Annotated in this window: 20 protein-coding genes and 2 pseudogenes; 16 read left to right on the forward strand and 6 right to left on the reverse strand. The window is 58.6% G+C overall.

Annotated features, from left to right (window positions below; translation table 11 throughout):
- The first annotated feature begins 84 nt into the window (after nt 1-84).
- From HCU66_RS09480 to HCU66_RS09540, 13 genes are all read left to right on the forward strand, one after another.
- On the forward strand, nt 85-447 hold the full coding sequence (locus HCU66_RS09480; protein ID WP_205888227.1) for a response regulator: 363 nt from the start codon (nt 85-87) through the stop codon (nt 445-447).
- Between the two features lie 137 nt (nt 448-584).
- Entirely contained in the window at nt 585-1,877 is a 1,293-nt protein-coding gene (locus tag HCU66_RS09485) for a glycosyltransferase (RefSeq protein ID WP_205888228.1), read from the forward strand.
- Between the two features lie 159 nt (nt 1,878-2,036).
- Complete coding sequence (locus tag HCU66_RS09490; protein ID WP_205888229.1) at nt 2,037-2,900, forward strand: phosphatidylinositol-specific phospholipase C domain-containing protein; 864 nt, start codon at nt 2,037-2,039, stop codon at nt 2,898-2,900.
- Nucleotides 2,901-2,974: 74 nt separating this feature from the next.
- Nucleotides 2,975-3,880, forward strand: a complete 906-nt coding sequence (locus tag HCU66_RS09495; protein ID WP_205888230.1) for an AraC family transcriptional regulator — start codon at nt 2,975-2,977, stop codon at nt 3,878-3,880.
- Between the two features lie 344 nt (nt 3,881-4,224).
- On the forward strand, nt 4,225-5,535 hold the full coding sequence (locus tag HCU66_RS09500) for an ABC transporter substrate-binding protein (protein ID WP_205888231.1): 1,311 nt from the start codon (nt 4,225-4,227) through the stop codon (nt 5,533-5,535).
- 54 nt (nt 5,536-5,589) lie between these two features.
- On the forward strand, nt 5,590-6,519 hold the full coding sequence (locus HCU66_RS09505; RefSeq protein WP_205888232.1) for a carbohydrate ABC transporter permease: 930 nt from the start codon (nt 5,590-5,592) through the stop codon (nt 6,517-6,519).
- Between the two features lie 10 nt (nt 6,520-6,529).
- Entirely contained in the window at nt 6,530-7,360 is an 831-nt protein-coding gene (locus tag HCU66_RS09510; protein WP_205888233.1) for a carbohydrate ABC transporter permease, read from the forward strand.
- A 32-nt stretch (nt 7,361-7,392) separates the two neighbouring features.
- Nucleotides 7,393-8,496, forward strand: coding sequence for an ABC transporter ATP-binding protein (locus tag HCU66_RS09515; protein WP_205888234.1), 1,104 nt, complete (start codon nt 7,393-7,395; stop codon nt 8,494-8,496).
- 16 nt (nt 8,497-8,512) lie between these two features.
- Nucleotides 8,513-9,988 carry a mannitol dehydrogenase family protein gene (locus HCU66_RS09520; RefSeq protein WP_205888235.1) on the forward strand — a complete coding sequence of 492 codons (1,476 nt, stop codon included), beginning with the start codon at nt 8,513-8,515 and terminating at the stop codon, nt 9,986-9,988.
- Between the two features lie 126 nt (nt 9,989-10,114).
- Entirely contained in the window at nt 10,115-11,611 is a 1,497-nt protein-coding gene (xylB, locus tag HCU66_RS09525) for a xylulokinase (protein WP_205888236.1), read from the forward strand.
- A 13-nt stretch (nt 11,612-11,624) separates the two neighbouring features.
- Nucleotides 11,625-12,569, forward strand: a complete 945-nt coding sequence (locus tag HCU66_RS09530; protein WP_205888237.1) for a carbohydrate kinase family protein — start codon at nt 11,625-11,627, stop codon at nt 12,567-12,569.
- Nucleotides 12,570-12,802: 233 nt separating this feature from the next.
- Nucleotides 12,803-13,072 carry a DUF2790 domain-containing protein gene (locus HCU66_RS09535; RefSeq protein WP_205888238.1) on the forward strand — a complete coding sequence of 90 codons (270 nt, stop codon included), beginning with the start codon at nt 12,803-12,805 and terminating at the stop codon, nt 13,070-13,072.
- Between the two features lie 55 nt (nt 13,073-13,127).
- A complete protein-coding gene (locus HCU66_RS09540; protein WP_420908049.1) occupies nt 13,128-13,307 on the forward strand; it encodes a hypothetical protein in 180 nt (59 codons plus the stop codon).
- Here HCU66_RS09540 and HCU66_RS09545 read toward each other — a convergent pair.
- On the reverse strand, nt 13,304-13,573 hold the full coding sequence (locus tag HCU66_RS09545) for a DUF1652 domain-containing protein (RefSeq protein ID WP_205888239.1): 270 nt from the start codon (nt 13,571-13,573) through the stop codon (nt 13,304-13,306). The genes HCU66_RS09540 and HCU66_RS09545 overlap by 4 nt on opposite strands.
- Nucleotides 13,574-13,965: 392 nt before the next feature.
- On the opposite strand from HCU66_RS09545, the gene eco reads away from it, so the two are divergent.
- A complete protein-coding gene (gene eco / locus HCU66_RS09550; protein WP_205888240.1) occupies nt 13,966-14,448 on the forward strand; it encodes a serine protease inhibitor ecotin in 483 nt (160 codons plus the stop codon).
- Nucleotides 14,449-14,477: 29 nt separating this feature from the next.
- Here the strand turns inward: eco and ilvA are convergent.
- Both ilvA and HCU66_RS09560 read right to left on the reverse strand, forming a co-directional pair.
- Nucleotides 14,478-15,473: pseudogene (ilvA, locus tag HCU66_RS09555) on the reverse strand (threonine ammonia-lyase, biosynthetic); the annotation flags it as partial.
- Between the two features lie 212 nt (nt 15,474-15,685).
- Nucleotides 15,686-15,835: a hypothetical protein gene (locus HCU66_RS09560; RefSeq protein ID WP_205888293.1), complete on the reverse strand. Its 150-nt coding sequence runs from the start codon at nt 15,833-15,835 to the stop codon at nt 15,686-15,688.
- Between HCU66_RS09560 and HCU66_RS09565 the strand changes: the two genes are divergently transcribed.
- Nucleotides 15,792-16,169, forward strand: a complete 378-nt coding sequence (locus HCU66_RS09565) for a c-type cytochrome (RefSeq protein ID WP_205888242.1) — start codon at nt 15,792-15,794, stop codon at nt 16,167-16,169. The two genes, HCU66_RS09560 and HCU66_RS09565, sit on opposite strands and share 44 nt — an antisense overlap.
- Nucleotides 16,170-16,459: 290 nt before the next feature.
- Here HCU66_RS09565 and HCU66_RS09570 read toward each other — a convergent pair whose 3' ends face one another.
- Nucleotides 16,460-17,938, reverse strand: a complete 1,479-nt coding sequence (locus tag HCU66_RS09570; protein WP_205888243.1) for a RimK family protein — start codon at nt 17,936-17,938, stop codon at nt 16,460-16,462.
- A gap of 200 nt (nt 17,939-18,138) precedes the next feature.
- On the opposite strand from HCU66_RS09570, the pseudogene rimI reads away from it, so the two are divergent.
- A pseudogene (gene rimI / locus HCU66_RS09575) lies at nt 18,139-18,580 on the forward strand (ribosomal protein S18-alanine N-acetyltransferase); the annotation flags it as partial.
- 9 nt (nt 18,581-18,589) lie between these two features.
- Here rimI and HCU66_RS09580 read toward each other — a convergent pair.
- A complete protein-coding gene (locus tag HCU66_RS09580) occupies nt 18,590-19,741 on the reverse strand; it encodes a PQQ-dependent sugar dehydrogenase (RefSeq protein ID WP_205888245.1) in 1,152 nt (383 codons plus the stop codon).
- A 51-nt stretch (nt 19,742-19,792) separates the two neighbouring features.
- Nucleotides 19,793-20,152 carry a hypothetical protein gene (locus HCU66_RS09585; protein ID WP_205888246.1) on the reverse strand — a complete coding sequence of 120 codons (360 nt, stop codon included), beginning with the start codon at nt 20,150-20,152 and terminating at the stop codon, nt 19,793-19,795.
- Between the last annotated feature and the right edge of the window lie 22 nt (nt 20,153-20,174).

A 20,174-nucleotide genomic window follows, 5' to 3' on the forward strand; every position in this document is an offset into this window, starting at 1 on the left:
GTTATTCTGTGCGGTTCTTGTGCGGCTATTGTTTTTGTAGCGCTTCGGGAAGCCACTGCGAAATCAACCTGTGAGAGCCCCACTATGTCCACCAACGCCTCCACCATTCTAGTCGTCGAAGACGACGCCATCGTGCGCATGCTGATCGTCGATGTGCTGGAGGAACTCGAATTCCGGGTGCTTGAAGCCGATGGCCATGAACGTGCGCTGGAGTTCATCAATGATGAGGATCAGGACATCGACCTGCTGATGACCGATGTGGGGCTGCCGGTCATGGACGGTCGGGAATTGGCCAGGCAGGCGCGCATGTTGCGTCCCGAGTTGCCGATTCTGTTTGCCAGCGGCTATGCCGAAGACATCGACGTGCCTGGGGACACTCAGGTGATCGGCAAACCGTTTTCAATTGATCAATTGCGCGACAAGGTGAAGAACATCATTGGCAATTAATCAAGGGCTCCACGGGTAGCATGGCGATGTCACGCGGTTTCTGACCAAGTGCCGGGAAGTACACAGGTCAGGCTATGGTTTAATGTCGCCCCCTCGTTTCTCCCCGGCCGTACGCCTGCATCAAGGAAATTCCGTTCATGAGTCAACCCCGCGCAACTTCTGTTCTGGTCATCGGTTATGTCTGGCCGGAACCGCGTTCTTCAGCGGCCAGCGGGCATGTGATGCAAATCCTCGAAACGTTCTTGCAGCAAGGCTGGGACATTACCTTCAGCAGCCCGGCCGGCCCCGGCGAGCACAAAGCGGACCTCACCGAGCTGGGTATTCGCGAGGTGCCGATCGAACTCAACAACAGCAGTTTCGACACTTTCGTCAGCGAGCTGGCGCCGGACATCGTGTTGTTCGACCAATTCATGATGGAAGAACAGTTCGGCTGGCGCGTGGAAAAGCACTGCCCGAACGCCCTGCGGGTATTGGAAACCTCGGACCTGCAAAGCCTGCGGCATGCACGGCATCACCGCCTCAAGGAACGACTCAAGAGCAGTGACGACGCGAACGATTTCACTCAACTGTTCGCTCCCGCCCTGCGTGAGGAATTCGAGCTGATGGCGGACACGGATCTGGCCAGACGCGAGATCGCCGCACTGTATCGTTGCGACGTGAACCTGATGATCTCCGAAGTCGAAATCGAGTTGCTTGTGGAGCAGTTCAACATGCCACGTGGCGTGCTGCACTGGTGTCCGTTGATGGTCGATCCGCCTGTGGCGCCACCCAAGCCCTTCGAGGACAGGGCGCACTTTCTGAGCATCGGCAATTTCCGCCATGCGCCGAACTGGGATGCGGTGCTATGGATGAAAACAACGCTCTGGCCGCTGATCCGCGCGCAGCTTCCGACAGCACAACTGCATATTTATGGTGCTTACACCCCACCCAAAGCCACCGCCTTGCACAATGCCGCGCAAGGTTTCCATGTGATGAACTGGGCAGAGGATGCATTGCAGGTCATGTCCGATGCCCGCCTCTGTCTGGCTCCCCTGCGCTTCGGTGCGGGCATCAAGGGCAAACTGGTTGACGCGATGCTGTGTGGCACACCGAGCATCACCACCCCGATCGGTGCCGAAGCCATGCATGGAGGACTTGCTTGGCCGGGCGCCATTGCCTGCACCGCGCAGGCCTTGGCCGATCATGCCGTTCAGCTCTACCAGGACGAGGCACTCTGGACAGCGTCTCAGGCCCAAGGGGAAAGGTTACTCGCACAGCGTTATCAGCGTGCGACCCATGGCGCAGCCCTTATCGATAAATTGAATGAACACCGACAATATTTGCCACAACTAAGACGAAATAATTTTACGGGCAGCATGTTGCGCCACCACACTCTGAAGAGCACGCAATACATGGCTCAATGGATCGAAGAAAAGAACCGAGCCCGATAAATTAATTATTTGCCCCAACAGAAAATCAAACTTTAACAACTTGCATTAATCGCAATATTGGCAACTTTCAAAACACCCCGTATAAACATCCTGCAAGCGCCGCTCTAATATAATCAATACAAGTGGCGCTCATCTTTTCTAATCAATGCAGGATTCACCATGAGCAATCAAACAAATTACTACAACCCTCGATGGATGTCCGCCACGCCTGCCATCGACACATTATCGCTCTGCGAGCTGACGCTGCCGGGCACCCATAACGCGGGCAGTGACTGGCAAGCGTCCTATCCATTTTTCGGCCCGCCGCCCCATTGGCTGGCCTGTCAGCACGACAGGTTCTATAGCCAATTACGCCACGGTTCCAGGGCGCTCGATATACGACTGACTTACGTGCCGGAGGCGCAGGGCCCTAATAAGTTCCAAGTGCATCACAACGGTCATCGAAACTCGCGCACCGTTGGAACTCTTATCACCGACGTAAACGAGTTCCTGCAGGAGAATCCCGATGAGTTCATCATTTTGGACTTTCACAGTCTGGAGGGTAAAAATTTCGACTTCGACTTATTCAACAAACTGATCATTCAATTTTTGGGTCACTGCCTGATCCCGAGTAACAACGTTTCCCTGAGTCTGAATCAGCTGAAGCAAATCAGCGCGAAACAAAGGGTACTGGCTGCCGCTCCGCAAGGATGGGGGCTTGATCGCAACCTGTTTCTCTCGCAAATAAGGCATAAGTGGTCGGGTAACGGAATCACCGATGCCACCGAGTTGCGCCAATTCATTGGAGAGGTCATGCACAGCCCTCCAGGCAATTGGGCACCCTGGTCGTTGTCTGCCACCAGTTACACAGCACTGGGCGGCCCCGTCGACATTCATGACGAACTCAACGCGTGGTTCGACCCGGACAAAAGTGACTGGGCGCTGAAGTGCAACATTATCAACGTCGACTTCATGGAAGAGTCGAAGATCGTGGACTACTGCCGAACCGCCAACCTGATGAAGGCCCGCCAACGCAACCGTTGAGCCGCGATGCGCGCTGGCGCATCAGGCGGGGAAAGAGGCATGATTCGGGGCGATTACAGTAAAAGCGCCCTGCCATGACCCGAACAGCCCGCGTCACCGACCCCTCTTACGAATTGATGGACGACCACAACGGGTTGTCCATCATCTATCGCCAGCACGGCTTCCCCTGCCCTCTGGTGCGCTGGCATTTCCATAAGGAATACGAACTGCACCTGATCGTCGCCAGCGCCGGCAAGGTATTCATCGGTGACTACATCGGCAACTTTTACCCGGAAACGCTGTTCCTCACCGGGCCCAACCTTCCGCACAACTGGATCAGCCAGGTGGCCGAAGACGAAGTGGTGGAAAAGCGCGACATGCTGGTCAACTTCACCGATGAACTGTTTGAAAGCGGTCATCAGGTGTTCGCCGAACTCAAGACGCTCGTGCCCTTGCTGGAGCGCGCGCAGTACGGCATCGAGTTTCGTTGCAAACGGACTATCCGCCAGGCCATGACCTTGATGCAGCGCATTGCCGACTCCCAGGGCGTGACACGCCTCGGGCATTTTTTCATTCTGCTGGAATTGCTGGCGACGTCCGATGACTATCAGTTGCTGTCCGGTGCCACCACGCCGCAATTGGCCGATGAGCACAACATCGATCGAACCAACCGGGCGGTGGATTACATCTTTGCCCATTACGCCCGGGACCTGCCGCTGGAAGAAGTCGCCGAGCACTTGGGTCTGACGCCGACCTACTTCAGCCGAGTGTTCAAACAGGCCACCGGGCGCTGCTTCATCGAATTCGTCAATCGCCTGCGCATCAGCAAATCCTGCGAGCTGCTGGCCGATGGCGACAAACCGGTGACCGATGTGTGTTTCGAGTCGGGCTTCAACAATATTTCCAACTTCAACCGGCGTTTCCAGCAGCTCAAGGGTATGACGCCGACGCACTATCGGCGGTTGGTGGTGCAGCGTTTGACTGAGCAGAATCAGCACTGACTTTTCCTGATCCACGAATCCTTGTAGCAGCTGCCGAAGGCTGCGTTCGACTGCGCAGCAGTCGCAAATCCGATCAATCCAACCCTTCTGAGTCGTCGCATACTGGAGCCCGGCGAGGGCTTCGCCCTCGAACGCAGCCTGGCGGCAGCTGCTGCAGGGCGACATGCAGCGAAACCAGCCCCCTGACCTACTAGTGCAAAAAAGTATCGATCACAGTGCGATGGATGATTTGTCAGCCCGTCAATTGAAGGCTGTAATCAGCGCACATTCTTCCCTCCGCAGGAAGACACAAAAACAATAACTGTCCTTCTGTAACCCCACCGGGTGCAGAAAAGGAGTGCACGATGCAACCTTCGGTAAAAGCTCTGCTTGCCCTCACCTGCATGACCCTCAGCAGCGTCAGCCTCGGCGCCCAGACCCTGACCATCGCCACCGTCAACAACAGCGACATGATCCGCATGCAAAAGCTCTCGAAAACCTTCGAGGCCGAGCATCCGGACATCAAGCTCAATTGGGTGGTGCTCGAAGAAAACGTTCTGCGCCAACGCCTGACCACCGATATCGCCACCCAGGGCGGGCAGTTCGATGTATTGACCATCGGCATGTACGAAGCCGCACTCTGGGGCGCCAAGGGTTGGCTGGAACCGATGAAGGACTTGCCGGCCAGCTACGCCCTCGACGACGTCTTCCCTTCGGTGCGTGAAGGCCTGTCGGTCAAGGGCTCGCTCTATGCCCTGCCGTTCTACGCTGAAAGCTCCATCACCTATTACCGCACCGACCTGTTCAAGGATGCCGGGCTGACCATGCCCGAGCGCCCGACCTGGGGACAGATCGGCGAATTCGCCAGCAGACTCACCGATAAGGATAAAGAACAGTACGGCATCTGCCTGCGCGGAAAGGCCGGCTGGGGCGAAAACATGGCGCTGATCACCACCGTCGCCAACGCCTATGGCGCGCGCTGGTTCGATGAGAAATGGCGGCCGGAATTCACCGGGGCCGAGTGGAAAAACGCGCTGAACTTCTACGTCGACACCATGAAGAAATCCGGCCCACCGGGCGCCTCAAGCAACGGCTTCAACGAAAACCTGGCGCTGTTCAATAGCGGCAAGTGTGCGATCTGGGTCGATGCCAGTGTTGCGGGTTCTTTCGTGACCGACAAATCCCAAAGCAAAGTCAGCGATCACGTCGGCTTTACCTACGCGCCACACGAAACCACGGACAAAGGTTCGGCCTGGTTGTATTCCTGGGCGCTGGCGATTCCGACCAGTTCCAAGGCCAAGGACGCGGCGAAAACCTTCAGCGCCTGGGCCACGTCCAGGGAATACGGTGCTTTGGTCGCGGAAAAGGACGGCATCGCCAACGTACCGCCAGGCACGCGCGCCTCAACCTACACCGAGGCCTACATGAATGCCGCGCCGTTCGCCAAGGTGACGCTGGAATCGCTGAAAGCCGCGGACCCGAGCAATCCGAGCGCCAAACCGGTGCCCTACATCGGCATCCAGTTAGTGACCATTCCCGAGTTCCAGGCCGTGGGCACCCAGGTCGGCAAGCTGTTTTCGGCGGCGCTGATCGGCCAGACCACGGTCGACCAGGCCCTGACCGCCGCCCAGTCAACCACCGAACGAGAGATGAAGCGCGCCGGTTATCCCAAATAACCCCGCTCCTGCGGTTGATCTTCATTTGCCTGTTCTCAATCGGTTCTGATCGCCATGAATACTTCAACCACTGTCAAAGCTCACATGGACATCCCCCAACCGGTGCGTAAAAGCCGGTTGACCAACCCCGGCTGGTTTCTGGTCAGCCCCTCGGTGGCATTGTTGCTGCTGTGGATGATCGTGCCGCTGGGCATGACCCTGTACTTTTCAATGATCCGCTACAACCTGCTCTACCCCGGTGAAAACGAATTCGTGGGGCTGGAGAACTTCAGCTACTTTCTGAGCGATTCGGGTTTCTTGCCCGGTGCCACCAATACCCTGTTGCTGGTGGGCAGCGTGTTGCTGATCAGTGTGGTGTTCGGCGTGTTGATCAGCGCGTTGCTGGAGGCCAGTGAGTTTCTCGGGCGCGGCATCGTGCGGGTCATGCTGATCTCGCCGTTCTTCATCATGCCCACCGTTGGCGCGCTGATCTGGAAGAACCTGATCTTTCACCCGGTCTCGGGGATTCTCGCTGCCATCTGGAAGCTGTTCGGCGCGCAGCCGGTGGACTGGCTCGCCCACTACCCGCTGCTGTCGATCATCATCATTGTGTCCTGGCAATGGCTGCCCTTCGCGATCCTGATCCTGATGACCGCCATGCAGTCCCTGGACCAGGAACAGAAAGAAGCCGCACGCCTGGACGGAGCCGGGCCGATCGCGATCTTCTGGCACCTGACCTTGCCGCACCTGGCTCGGCCGATTGCGGTGGTGGTGATGATCGAAACCATCTTCCTGCTGTCGGTGTTCGCCGAAATCTTCACCACCACCAACGGCGGCCCCGGCTACGCCTCGACCAACCTCGCCTACCTGATCTACAACCAGGCGCTGGTGCAGTTCGACGTCGGCATGGCCTCCGCCGGCGGTTTGATCGCAGTGCTGATTGCCAACATCGCGGCCATCGTGCTGGTGCGCATGATCGGCAAAAACCTGACAGACAAAGCCTGAGGCCTGCGCCATGACTCTTCAACAATCCCGCCGCCTGCAAAGCCTGCTGCTCGGCACTTTGGCCTGGGCCATCGCGATCGTGATTTTCTTCCCGATCTTCTGGATGGTGCTGACCAGTTTCAAAACCGAAATCGACGCGTTCGCCACACCGCCGCAGTTCATCTTCACACCGACGCTGGAGAACTACCTGCACATCAACGAGCGCAGCGATTACTTCAGCTTCGCCTGGAACTCGGTGGTGATTTCCTTCAGCGCCACGGCCCTGTGCCTGCTGATCGCGGTGCCGGCGGCCTACTCCATGGCGTTCTACGAAACCCAGCGCACCAAAGGCACGCTGCTGTGGATGCTCTCGACCAAAATGCTGCCGCCGGTGGGCGTGCTGATGCCGATCTACCTGTTGGCCAAGAGCTTTGGCCTGCTGGATACGCGGATCGCGCTGATCGTGATTTACACGCTGATCAACCTGCCGATCGTGGTCTGGATGGTTTACACCTACTTCAAAGACATCCCCAAGGACATCCTCGAAGCCGCACGCCTGGACGGCGCGACCCTGGGGCAGGAAATGCTTCGGGTGCTGCTGCCGATCGCCAAGGGCGGCCTGGCTTCCACGGTGTTGCTGTCGCTGATCCTGTGCTGGAACGAAGCGTTCTGGTCGCTGAACCTGACCTCGTCGCAGGCCGCGCCACTGACCGCACTGATTGCCTCGTACTCAAGCCCCGAAGGCCTGTTCTGGGCCAAGTTGTCGGCGGTGTCGACCCTGGCCTGTGCGCCGATCCTGATCTTCGGCTGGATCAGCCAGAAACAATTGGTCCGCGGTCTGTCGTTTGGTGCCGTGAAATAGCCCTCAAGAATAAGCACAAAAGGAGCGCCATCATGGCCAACCTGAAAATCAAGAATCTGCAAAAAGGCTTCGAAGGTTTTTCCATCATCAAGGGCATCGACCTGGAAGTGAACGACCGTGAATTCGTGGTGTTCGTCGGCCCGTCGGGCTGCGGCAAATCCACCCTGCTGCGGCTGATCGCCGGCCTGGAAGAAGTCAGCGGTGGCACCCTCGAACTCGATGGCCGCGACATCACCGAAGTCAGCCCCGCCAAGCGCGACCTGGCGATGGTGTTCCAGACCTACGCCCTGTACCCGCACATGAGCGTGCGCAAAAACATGTCGTTTGCCCTCGACCTGGCCGGCGTGGCGAAAGCCGAAGTCGAGAAGAAAGTCGGCGAAGCGGCGCGCATCCTTGAACTCGGGCCCATGCTCGAACGTAAACCGAAGCAATTGTCCGGCGGTCAGCGTCAGCGCGTGGCCATCGGCCGGGCCATCGTGCGCAACCCGAAAATCTTCCTGTTCGACGAACCGCTGTCCAACCTCGACGCCGCCCTGCGGGTGCAGATGCGCCTGGAACTGTTGCGCCTGCACAAAGAACTGCAAGCCACCATGATCTACGTGACCCACGATCAGGTCGAAGCGATGACCATGGCCGACAAAGTCGTCGTGCTCAATGGCGGCAAGATCGAGCAAGTCGGTTCGCCACTGGACCTGTATCACCAACCGGCCAACCTGTTTGTCGCAGGTTTTCTCGGCACCCCGAAAATGGGTTTCCTCAAGGGCAAGGTCACCCGCGTCGAAAGCCAAGGCTGCGAAGTGCTGCTCGACGCCGGCACCCGCATCCGCCTGCCACTGAGCGGTGCCAACCTGAGCGTCGGCGGCGCGGTGACCCTGGGGATTCGCCCGGAACACCTGGAGCTGGCGCAACCCGGCGACTGCACCCTGCAAGTCACCGCCGATGTCAGCGAACGTTTGGGCAGCGACACCTTCTGCCACGTCCTGACGTCGTCCGGCGAAGCGCTGACCATGCGGGTTCGCGGCGATCTGGCGAGCCGTTATGGCGAAACCCTGAGCCTGCACCTGGACGCCGAACACTGCCATTTATTCGGTGCCGACGGCGTGGCGCTGACCCGCCCACTGCGCGCCGCCGCCTGATTTCAGAGAGCATGCGATGAAACTGAATAGACCCAACCTCAACCGCCTCGCCCCCGAGGTGGCCCTGCCCGCCTACACCCTGAGCGACACCCGCCAGGGCATCGCGCACATTGGCGTCGGCGGTTTCCACCGCGCACATCAGGCGTACTACACCGACGCTTTGATGAACACCGGCGAAGCACTGGACTGGGCCATCTGCGGGGTTGGCTTGCGCGCCGAAGACCGTCGTGCCCGGGACGATCTCAAAGAACAGGACTACCTGTTCACCTTGTTTGAACTCGGCGATACCGACGACACCGAAGTACGAGTCATCGGCGCGATCCGCGACATGCTGCTGGCCGAAGACGGCGCCGAGGCGCTGATCGATAAACTGGCCAGCCCCGAGATCCGCATCGTCTCGTTGACCATCACCGAGGGCGGCTACTGCATCGACGACAGCAACGGCGAGTTCATGGCGCATCTGCCGCAGATCCAGCACGACCTGACCAATCCGAACGCGCCGAAAACCGTGTTCGGTTTCCTCTGCGCCGCGCTGGCCAAACGTCGCGCCGCCGGTACACCCGCATTCACACTGATGTCCTGCGATAACCTGCCGCACAACGGCGCCGTCACCCGTAAAGCGCTGCTGGCGTTCGCTGCCCTGCGCGATGCCGATCTGCGGGACTGGATCGAGCGTAATGTCAGCTTCCCCAACGCCATGGTCGACCGCATCACACCGATGACCAGCACCGGGCATCGCCTGCAACTGCACGACAAACACCGCATCGACGACACCTGGCCGGTGGTCTGCGAGCCGTTTGTGCAGTGGGTGCTGGAGGACAAATTCGTCAACGGTCGCCCGGCCTGGGAAAAGGTCGGCGTGCAGTTCACCGATGACGTCACGCCTTACGAAGAGATGAAGATCAAACTGCTCAATGGCAGTCATCTGGCCCTGACTTATCTGGGGTTTTTGAAGGGTTATCGCTTCGTTCACGAAACCATGAACGACCCGCTGTTCGTGCGCTACATGCGCGCCTACATGGACCTGGACGTGACGCCGCAACTGGCGCCGGTGCCGGGGATCGATCTGACCGAGTACAAAAACACCCTGGTGGCGCGCTTCTCCAATCAGGCGATTGCCGATCAGCTGGAGCGGGTGTGTTCGGACGGTTCGTCGAAGTTTCCGAAGTTCATCGTGCCGACGATCAGCCGCTTGATTGCCGATGGCCGCGAAACCAAGCGCGCGGCGCTGGTAGTGGCGGCGTGGGCGCTGTACCTCAAAGGCGTGGATGAGAATGGCCACACCTACTCGATTCCCGATCCGCGGGCGGCGTTCTGTCAGGCGCTGGTGGCCGATGATGCGTTGATCACCCAGCGGCTGCTGGAGGTTGAAGAGATTTTCGGCACGGCGATCCCGCGTTCGCCAGAGTTCATCGCGGCGTTCGAGTGGTGCTGCAACAGCTTGCGGGAAGTTGGCGTGACGCAGACGCTGGAACGGGTTTTGGCCGTCTGATCGTTCCCACGCTCGGCGTGGGAATGCAGCCCGGGACGCTCCGCGTCCCCTCCAGAAGCGGACGCAGAGCGTCCATTGAGGCATTCCCACGCAGAGCGTGGGAACGATCTTCGGTAGGGAGTTTCCATGGCAAACCAACAACTGTTCCTCGGCATCGACTGCGGCACCCAAGGCACCAAAGCCGTCATCCTCGACGCGCACAGCGGTCAGCTCCTCGGTCAGGGTGCCGCCGCCCATAGCCTGATCAGCGGCGCCAATGGTCGTCGCGAACAAGACACGTCGCAGTGGCTGGAAGCACTCACCTCGGCGACTCGTCACGCACTGCTCGCAGCCAATGTCGACGGTCAAAACATCCTCGGCATCGGCGTCTCCGGCCAACAGCACGGCCTGGTGCTGCTCGACGAGCATGGCCAGGTACTGCGCCCGGCCAAGCTCTGGTGCGACACCGAATCCACGCCGCAGAACGACCGTTTGCTCGCCCACCTGGGCGGTGAAAAGGGCTCGCTGGAACGCCTTGGCGTAGTGATCGCGCCGGGCTACACCGTGTCCAAACTGCTCTGGAGCAAAGAGCAACACCCGGAGGTGTTCACCCGGATCGCCCGCATTCTGTTGCCCCATGACTACCTCAACTATTGGCTCACCGGTCGCAGTTGCAGCGAGTACGGCGATGCCTCGGGCACCGGCTATTTCAACGTGCGCACTCGCCAATGGGACTTGCAGCTGTTGCGCGACATCGACCCCAGCGGGCGCCTGCAAGCCGCGCTCCCGAAGCTGATCGATGCCCACCAACCGGTCGGCACGATCCTGCCGGGCATCGCCGAACATCTGGGCATCAACCCCGGAGCACTGGTCTCCAGCGGTGGCGGCGACAACATGATGGGCGCGATCGGCACCGGCAATATAAAGCCCGGCGCGATCACCATGAGCCTCGGTTCCTCGGGGACGGTCTACGCCTATGCCGAGCAACCGAACATCAGCCCCGATGTCTCGGTCGCCACGTTCTGCTCCTCCAGCGGTGGCTGGCTGCCGCTGATCTGCACCATGAACCTGACCAACGCCACCGGCGCGATTCGCGAGTTGTTCGAACTCGATATCGATGAGTTCAACGCCTTGGTCGAGCGAGCGCCTATCGGTGCCGAAGGCATGTGCATGTTGCCGTTCCTCAATGGCGAACGCGTTCCCGCCCTGCCCCATGCCAGCGGCAGCCTGCTGGGATTGACGATGAGCAACCTGACCCGGGCCAATCTGTGCCGCGCCGTGGTGGAAGGCACCACCTTCGGTTTGCGTTACGGGCTGGACCTGCTGCGCCGCAATGGCTTACAAAGCCACAGCATCTGCCTGACCGGCGGCGGCTCGAAGAGCCCGGTGTGGCGGCAGATCGTCGCCGACATCATGAACACCCCGGTGATTTGTACCGAACACAGCGAAGCCGCGGCCCTCGGCGCAGCGATTCAGGCGGCGTGGTGCACGTCCCGGGCAAACGGCCACGAAGACAGCCTGGCGGACTTGTGCGAGCGCTGCGTGCAGCTCGATCCGGCCAGTGAAACCTTGCCGATTGCAGAAAATGTATTGGCCTTTCAACAGGCCTACGAACGTTATCAACAACATGTCGCAACCCTTTAAAGAGCGAACAACTATGTATCTGGTGTGTGGTGAAGCGCTGTTCGATTTCTTCAGCGAGGATGATGCCAGCGGCCTGGCGTCCAAAGTGAATTTCAAGGCCATTGCCGGCGGCTCGCCGTTCAACGTGGCGGTGGGTTTGCGCCGCTTGGGCGTGGATGCGGCGCTGTTTGCCGGACTGTCGACCGATTACCTCGGCCGGCGTTTGCAGCAGGTGCTGCAGGATGAAGGCGTGCGCCCGGACTACCTCGTGGACTTTGCCGCGCCGACCACGCTGGCGATGGTGGCGGTCGGTGCCAATGGTTCGCCCCATTACAGCTTTCGTGGCGAAGGCTGCGCTGACCGGCAATTGAAACTGGAGCACCTGCCAGAACTGGGGCCTGAAGTGCGCGGCTTGCACATCGGCTCGTTCTCGCTGGTGGTGCAGCCGGTTGCCGATACTTTACTGGCACTGGTACAGCGCGAAAGCGGAAAACGCCTGATCAGCCTCGACCCGAACGTGCGCCTGAACCCCGAGCCGAACATCGAATTGTGGCGTTCGCGGATCGCCACCCTGGTGGAGCTTGCCGACCTGATCAAAGTCAGCGACGAAGACTTGAGCCTGTTGTACCCCGAGCAGGATCCGCAGCGCGTGATCGAAGGCTGGCTGGAGCATCGCTGTCAGCTGGTGTTCCTGACCCGTGGCGGTCAGGGGGCGACGGTGTTCAGTCGCGCTCATGGCACATGGTCGGTACCGGCTTGTTCGGTGAAGATTGCCGACACCGTGGGGGCCGGTGATACCTTCCAGGCGGCGCTGATTACCTGGTTGACCGAGCAGCAGATGGATTCGGTTGAGGGTGTGCAGCGGTTGAGCCGTGAGCAGATCGACGGAATGCTCAGGTTTGCGGTGAGCGCCGCGGCGTTGACCTGCAGCAAGACCGGGCCGGATTTACCGTATCGGCAGCAGTTAGAGTTGCGCTGAATGTGAGGAGCTCTTCGCGGGCAAGCCCGCGAAGGCGATCTAATGGGCCATTTAATCCTGCGCCATCCGCCCTTGCTTTTTCATGACGAACGGCATTCACCCAGTTAACCATCACTTAACTCCACGGTCCAAACTTTACTAGGACCGCACGCCTTCAGCACCCTCTGACGCCCAGTGCGGCAGGTTCGACGCTCTTGCGTCGAACTGTCTTCCCTCTGCACTGGAGACCCATCATGAACATGCGGACATTACTGATCACCACCGCCCTTACCTGCTCGGCGTTCGCCGGTTTCGCTCAGGCTAATGAGACGGCGTCCTCCCAGGCCGTGCCTTACCACTATGGAATGCAGCTGCATGTGGGCAAGGTCATTTCCATGACCGAACCTTCAACGCTGGAGTGCAAAGTGATCACGGCTTCCATGAAGTACATCGATAGCGCCTCGGGCAAGCCAGCGGAAATTACGTACCTGAAATTTTCTGACGCGTGCCGTTATGAGAACTGACAGATGATTTTGATAGGCGCTTGACGGTAGGCCTGGGGGATTCTGAGGCTGTGCTTTGACGTCCCACGGGTTTATCGTTGGCTGTTTCGGCCTGGCGACGCTGGGCTTCGGCGAATGGCTCAATGGCCATGCCGGGCCGGGTATTTTGCTGGCGATTGTTGTCGAACTGGCGCTGGGCCTGGGGTTTATCCAGACCCGGCGCGTGTCGCTCGAACTGGGTGAAACGGCCGGCTAATGGGCTTTTGATTTTGGACTGAACACCTGACTGTGCGTGTTGTGCTCAAGGTCGGTGCGTAGCTCGGCGATCAGATGATTGATCTCCCGACACCCATTGAGGCGATGGGCGTCTATGCCGGTGACGCACAGGTCGAGATGGTCAGTCTCGCCGTCCGAATACACCTTGACGGTCATCGACAGGTCCGGCGACAGCGTGCATTGGCAGCGTTTCGGGAGAAAACTGCTTTCAACGATATTGCGTAGCTCCAAGGCAGAAAGAAACATGACCACCCTCTCGGTATTGTGAGATTGCCAATCAAAAATCAATGTCGGTCGGAGCTCAGACCGCCCGTTCTTTTTTGTCCTTGCGGGCTTCATCGTTCCAACGTCCGACCGTTTTCTTGTTTCAACGCCGACTCAGTAAACATCGTGGTCAGCTCAAGACAGCTTCAGCATAAAACATGCCCAGAATTTCGCCCTGCGGCTCGTCGGCTAATCAAGGGGTTAGTGGAGATGGCAACACTTCGCGTCAGGCAAAATGCAAGAAAGGACTGTTTTCGATACCTGCATTTTGCAACCCATCTCTGACGGCGGATTTGCATTGACCGAGGACGGCAGTGAAAATGCGGCCCATCCATTCAGTATCCGCTGACCCCACACACACGCAAGGAGGCATCATGGGTACTTTGCCCTTTAACACGACCGTCGGGCTGATAGTTGCCGTTCTATCGTCCGTAGCACAGGCCGCGACACTCGAAGACGTCGCGCCGTATCCCAAACCGGAGAGTGGCTTTACCCGCCAGGTCATCCACCTCGCCCCGCAAACACAGGAAGACGGCTATCAAGTCGAGATCCTGGCCGGCAAAACCCTGACCGTCGACTGCAACCGTCAGCGTCAGGGCGGCATGCTTGAGGAAAAGAACCTCGAGGGCTGGGGCTACCCGTTTTACCGGCTGGAAAAAGTCACCGGCCCGATGAGTACCTTGATGGCCTGCCCCGACGGCAAACGCAAAAAGGACTTCGTGCCGATAGTCGGTGACGGTTTCAGGCTGCGCTACAACAGCAAATTACCGATCGTGCTCTACGTGCCCAAGGACGTCGAAGTGCGCTACCGGATCTGGTCGGCGTCGAGCCGTATCGAGAAGGCCGTTCAGGAATAACCGGTCCTCCCTCACGCCGACGCGCCGCTCAACGCGGCGCGCTCGGCCACATGGCGCAAACTGTCGAAATTGATATTCGCGCCGGAGTCGATGGCCACCAGGGTCTGACCCCGTGCGCCGGTTTGCGCCACGTACCGCTTGATCCCGGCCACGGCCAAGGCGCCGGAAGGTTCGGTGATCGAGCGGGTATCGTCGTAGATATTCTTGATCGCGGCACAGAGTTCGTCGTTGCCGACAGTCAGCACTTCATCGACGCAAAACCGGCAGACCTCGAAACCATGGGCGCCAATCTGCGCGACGGCCACGCCATCGGCGAAAGTGCCGACGGTTGGCAGGACAACCCGTTCGCCGGCCTGTAAGGCCGCCTGCAAACAGGCGGAATGTTCCGACTCGACGCCGATGATGCGCACTTCCGGGCGCAGGTATTTGACGTACGCGGCGATACCGGCGATCAAGCCACCGCCGCCCACCGGCACGAAGATCGCATCCAGCGGCCCTTGGTGCTGGCGAAGGATTTCCATGGCGACGGTGCCCTGCCCGGCGATCACGTCGGGATCGTCGAAGGGTGAGACAAAGGTGCGGCCGGTTTGCTGCGCCAGGTTCAGCGCGTATTCCAGGGCAAATGGAAAACTCTCGCCGTGCAGCACTGCCTCGGCTCCCCGGCTGCGCACACCCAGGACCTTCAGTTCCGGCGTCGTGCCGGGCATGACGATGGTGGCGGCAATCCCCAGCTCACGGGCCGCCAGCGCCACGCCTTGGGCATGATTGCCCGCCGAAGCCGTGATCACGCCACGGGCCTTCTGTTCGTCGCCGAGGTGCACCAACTTGTTATAGGCGCCGCGAATCTTGAAGGAAAACGTCGGTTGCAAGTCTTCACGCTTGAGCAGGATCTGATTGCCCAACGCCTCGGACAAGGCTGGCGCCGCTTGCAACGGTGTGCGCATGGCGAGTTCGTACACCGGCGCGGCGAGGATCTTTTTCACGTAATGCTCAAGCAAGCTCTGCTGGGCGGGGGTGCTGCTCATGGTCGTCTCCTGACTTTGATCGGAGCCCAAGAGACAGAAAGTAAAAACCCGCCTCTAGGGCGGGTTGGGTGCTGCAGTCGTGAGCTAGCCCGCCAAATAAGGAATGGCGGTAATAATGCTTGGCCGGCAACGCAATACGGTGGAAGTCATGGCTGGAAGTTAGCCGGGCGCTGATGGCAAGTCAATGGCCAATTTTCAACTTCCGCTGTAGGCTAGCGAACCTGCTCATCGTCCCAAGGAAGGAAACCATGAAGTCTGTCGCCCTTCCCCTCATTGCCCTGATCGCGTTCGCCGGCTACAGCAAGGCCACCTAAAAAAATGAAAATATTATTCATCGCTTCGCTAGGGATTTTATCGCTCATTCAAACAGCACTATCCTTTGCCGATAATGCCAATGGGAAAGATCTCTATTCACAGAGATGTGCCATGTGCCATGGAACAGATATCAAGGGAACAGGACCACTGGCTAATAAAAGCAATCCTCCTACGCCTGACCTTACAACATCCGCCTTCAAAAAACGCCTAAATGAATATCCGGGCGTTATTGTGTCATCGATAATACTTCGACCAAATGGAGACTTGATTCCAAGAACATTGAAAGAGAATGGTGTAACGCTATCGACACACGCTTGGAGCATTAAGGATCTGCGCGATTTAAATCAATACATGAGTAGTGTAATTTCAAAAAATCGATGATTTTTAGATGAGAGCGGGCACAGAAATCCAAGAGCCATTTCAGGGTTGATTACAAACAAATTATTCAGCGAAGAGCTGATGAGACATTAGACATGATCAGTGGCTCTCGCTGAATTTTCTTCAAACTCTATAATTTATAGGGATAAACTCAAGCGGACAAAAGTTGCAATCGTTGGCGCTGGCCCAGCTGGATTAAGGTGTCGATCAAGCCGATGGCTTCAGCGCTGGAGTGTCATTCGACCGCTTGCAGCGCACCGTGGGTCAGTGGAAAGCTCTTGATCATCGGCCGCTCACCACGCCTGGCCGCGGCGTTTGAGTTCCAGCCGCCGCACGAACTCTTCCAGAACCAGCGTATACAGATCGTCCTGCAAGTAAGCGTCTTCGATACCAGCGTCCATGTTGGGGTTGTCGTTGACTTCGATCACCACCACTTTGTCGCCGGACTGTTTGAGGTCGACACCGTAGAGCCCATCGCCGATGAGATTCGCGGTTTTCACCGCCAGTTCAACCACCGCTCGGGGCGCTTCGTGAACCGCCAGGGTGCGGCATTCGCCGTTGATGTCCCGGCCTTTGGCTTTGTGGTTGTAGATCTGCCAATGCCCCTTGGACATGAAGTACTGGCAGGCAAAGATCGGTTTGCGGTTGAGTACGCCAATGCGCCAGTCGTACTCGGTGTAGAAAAATTCCTGGGCCAACAGCAACACCGAGTGCTCGAACAGTTCGGCGGTGGCCTTGAGTAAGGCTTGCTGGCTTTCGACCTTGATGACGCCCCTTGAGAAACAACCGTCAGGGATCTTCAGCACCAAGGGAAATCCGAGACGCTCGCCTACCCGCTCAAAGTCTTCCGGTCGCTCCTTGTAGAGGATTTCAGTGGCTGGCATGCCCAGTTGATGGCTTTTGAGCAAGTCAGTCAGGTACACCTTGTTGGTACAGCGCAGGATCGAGGCCGGGTCGTCCATCACCACCAGCCCCTCACTCTCGGCCTTTTTTGCGAAACGGTAAGTATGGTTGTCGACGCTTGTCGTCTCGCGGATCAGCAGCCCGTCGTATTCGGCGATTCGGGCGTAGTCCTTGCGCTCGATCAACTCGACATCGATACCCAGTGTCTTGCCGACCCTGACAAAGTTGTCCAGAGCCTTGGGGTTGGAGGGCGGCAATGCTTCTTGCGGGTCGTGCAGAATGGCCAGGTCATAACGGGCCAGACGCCGGGAACGTGGCAGGCGCCAGATTTTGCGACTGAAACTGTCCAGTGCGTTAGCGAACTGATCTTCCTGATCCTCACGTAACTTATGCAGCCCCCCGGACTTTACACCGTCGATGTGCCAGCCGTTAGTTCTACGAAACTCAACTAACAATATCGGACTAGGAAAAACCTCGAACAACTGTCGAGCCAATTCCTGCAATGGCTCTATAGAGGTCTGACCGAAGTACAGAGTCAGGGTAAAACCTTCGGTATCACTGTAAAGATGATGACTTAAGGCCTTTTCCAAGGTTTTATCCAAATCATCCAGAGCCAGGCCATACAGGGATTTTCGGGTCAGTTCGCTGATGGTCCGTACCGACGGAATCACCTTGTGCCCCCGCGCCTCGGCCAGCAGCGAGCAGTAATAACCATGCCCGAGGTACTTGTAGCTGCGGCACAGGTTGATCACCTGGACCCGTTTGCCCTGCTCGTTATCGCGGGTCTGTTCGAGGTACTCCTGGGCGGTGACGATGTCTTCACTGGGGAAGTAGGACGCCCAGTCTTCCTTGCGTTCGACAATGATCATCAACGGACTGGAAGTTCTGTTTGACGCTTTTAAATAGTTTGCAGAAGTTATTGCTGTCGGCAATGTTTGTTCGGATACTTCGCGCCAATGACCTTGTACCGCTGACATAGTGATTGATCCGTTGGAGAACAAGACCTTTCCTATTAAGCACGAACTTTTTCGAAAGTCCCGTTTCGTTACGCAACTTTTACGGTGGTCATATGAATCCTGTTTTTCGCCTGGCGATCGTTGAAGACCTGCCGGCACTGCTGGCACTCGAACAGCAATGTTTCACCACGGATCGGCTCAACCGGCGCAGTTTTCGATGGATGATCAACCGGGCTCACGGGCAACTGCTGGTGGTCCAATGCGGCGAGCAATTGGTCGGGTATGCGCTGGTACTGTTTCACCGGCGCACTTCACGGGCGCGTCTGTACTCGATTGCGATCGCCGTCGATGCTCGTGGCAGTGGGCTGGGCCAGCAGTTGCTCAAACGTGTCGAGGCCTGCGCCCTTGAGCACGGCTGCGCCTACCTGCGACTTGAGGTGCGCATCGACAATCCGATGGCAATTGCTCTGTACGAACGCAACGGTTACCGGCGTTTCGCACTGTTTCATGACTATTACCAGGACCATACCGACGCGCTGCGACTGGAAAAACCCGTCATTGCGGTTACTTCAACCCAACCTTGTACAACACGCCATCGTCCTCATCGGTCAACACATACAAATACCCATCCGGCCCCTGCCGCACATCGCGAATCCGTTGGTTGAGCTCACCCAACAACCGCTCTTCGTGAACGACCTTGTCACCCTCCAATTGCAGACGGATCAGCTCCTGACTCACCAGCGCCCCGATAAACACGCTGTGCTGCCAGGCCTTGAAACGATCGCTGTCGTAGAACGCCATGCCGCTGAGGCCCGGAGACTTTTCCCAGACATGGTGCGGGCCCATGGTGCCTTCGGCGGTCTGGCCCCTGGCTTCCGGAATTGGCAGGCCGGAATAGTTGATGCCGTGGGTTGCCACCGGCCAGCCGTAGTTCTTGCCACGCTCGATGATGTTGACCTCGTCACCGCCCCGGGGGCCGTGCTCGTTTTCCCAGAGTGTGCCGCTCCAGGGGTTGAGCGCCGCGCCTTGCGGGTTGCGATGGCCGTAAGACCAGATTTCCGGGCGAACGCCTTTTTGCCCGACGAAGGGGTTGTCCTTCGGCACCTTGCCGTCCGGATAGATCCGCACGACCTTGCCTTGCAGCTTGTCGAGGTCCTGCGCCGTGGGTCGGTCGTTGTTCTCGCCCAAGGTGATGAACAGATAACCGTCGCGGTCGAACACCAGCCGCGAGCCGAAGTGATTGCCGACCGAGAGTTTGGGCGTCTGGCGCAAGATCACGTTGAAATCCTTGATGGCGGACAGGTCTTCCGACAACCGTCCGCGACCGACCGCCGTACCGGCCTTGCCACCCTCACCGCCGCCTTCGGCATATGACAGATAGACCATGCGGTCTTGCTTGAAGTCGGGCGACAACACCACATCGAGCAATCCGCCCTGCCCCGTGGCCCAGACCTGAGGCACGCCGCTAAGCGGATTCGAGAGTTTGCCGTCGGCGCTGACCAGCCGCAGGTTGCCGGGACGTTCGGTCACCAGCATCCCCTGGCGGTCGGGTAGAAACGCCAGCGCCCAGGGATGTTCCAGACCTTCAATGATCGGCGTGACTTCAAGCGTGCCCTCCTCACTTTTCAGTGCTTGGGCGGGCGCCGCGAAAACGGGCGCGGTGGCGGTAATCAGGGCGCTGGCACAGAGTGTGGCGAGGAGCGTTTTACGCAACATGCACGATTCCTTTTGTCGTCAACATGGCTGGCAAGACTTCTGTTCTGCCGTTCAACGGTTGCTGGTGTCTGCGTCTCGATGAGGTGGATTGGGTATGAATTTCGGTGGGCTGGCCGGAACCGACCGATCCTGCGGGTAGCGGTTGCCGATACCGCGGTTATCGAGGGTTGGCGGTCGAGGCACGGGGACCGTGTTCGGCCCGCGGATCACCGGGATGCCGGGTTGCGTACCTTGCATGCTGTTGGGATTGGCCCGGTGGATCGGGCTGTTGTAAGGATTGTCATGGGTGCTGCCCGGCAGGTTCTGGGCCAGCAGCAAGGGTGAGGACCGCAGCCCGGCGTCTGCCAGAGCCAAGTGGCTCAACACGCCACTCAATGCCAATGCGATGACGCTGAGCCCATATCGGTTCATGGAGACCTCTCTAAAAGAGCGT

Source organism: Pseudomonas frederiksbergensis, from assembly GCF_017114915.1.
Lineage (GTDB): Bacteria > Pseudomonadota > Gammaproteobacteria > Pseudomonadales > Pseudomonadaceae > Aquipseudomonas > Aquipseudomonas frederiksbergensis_I.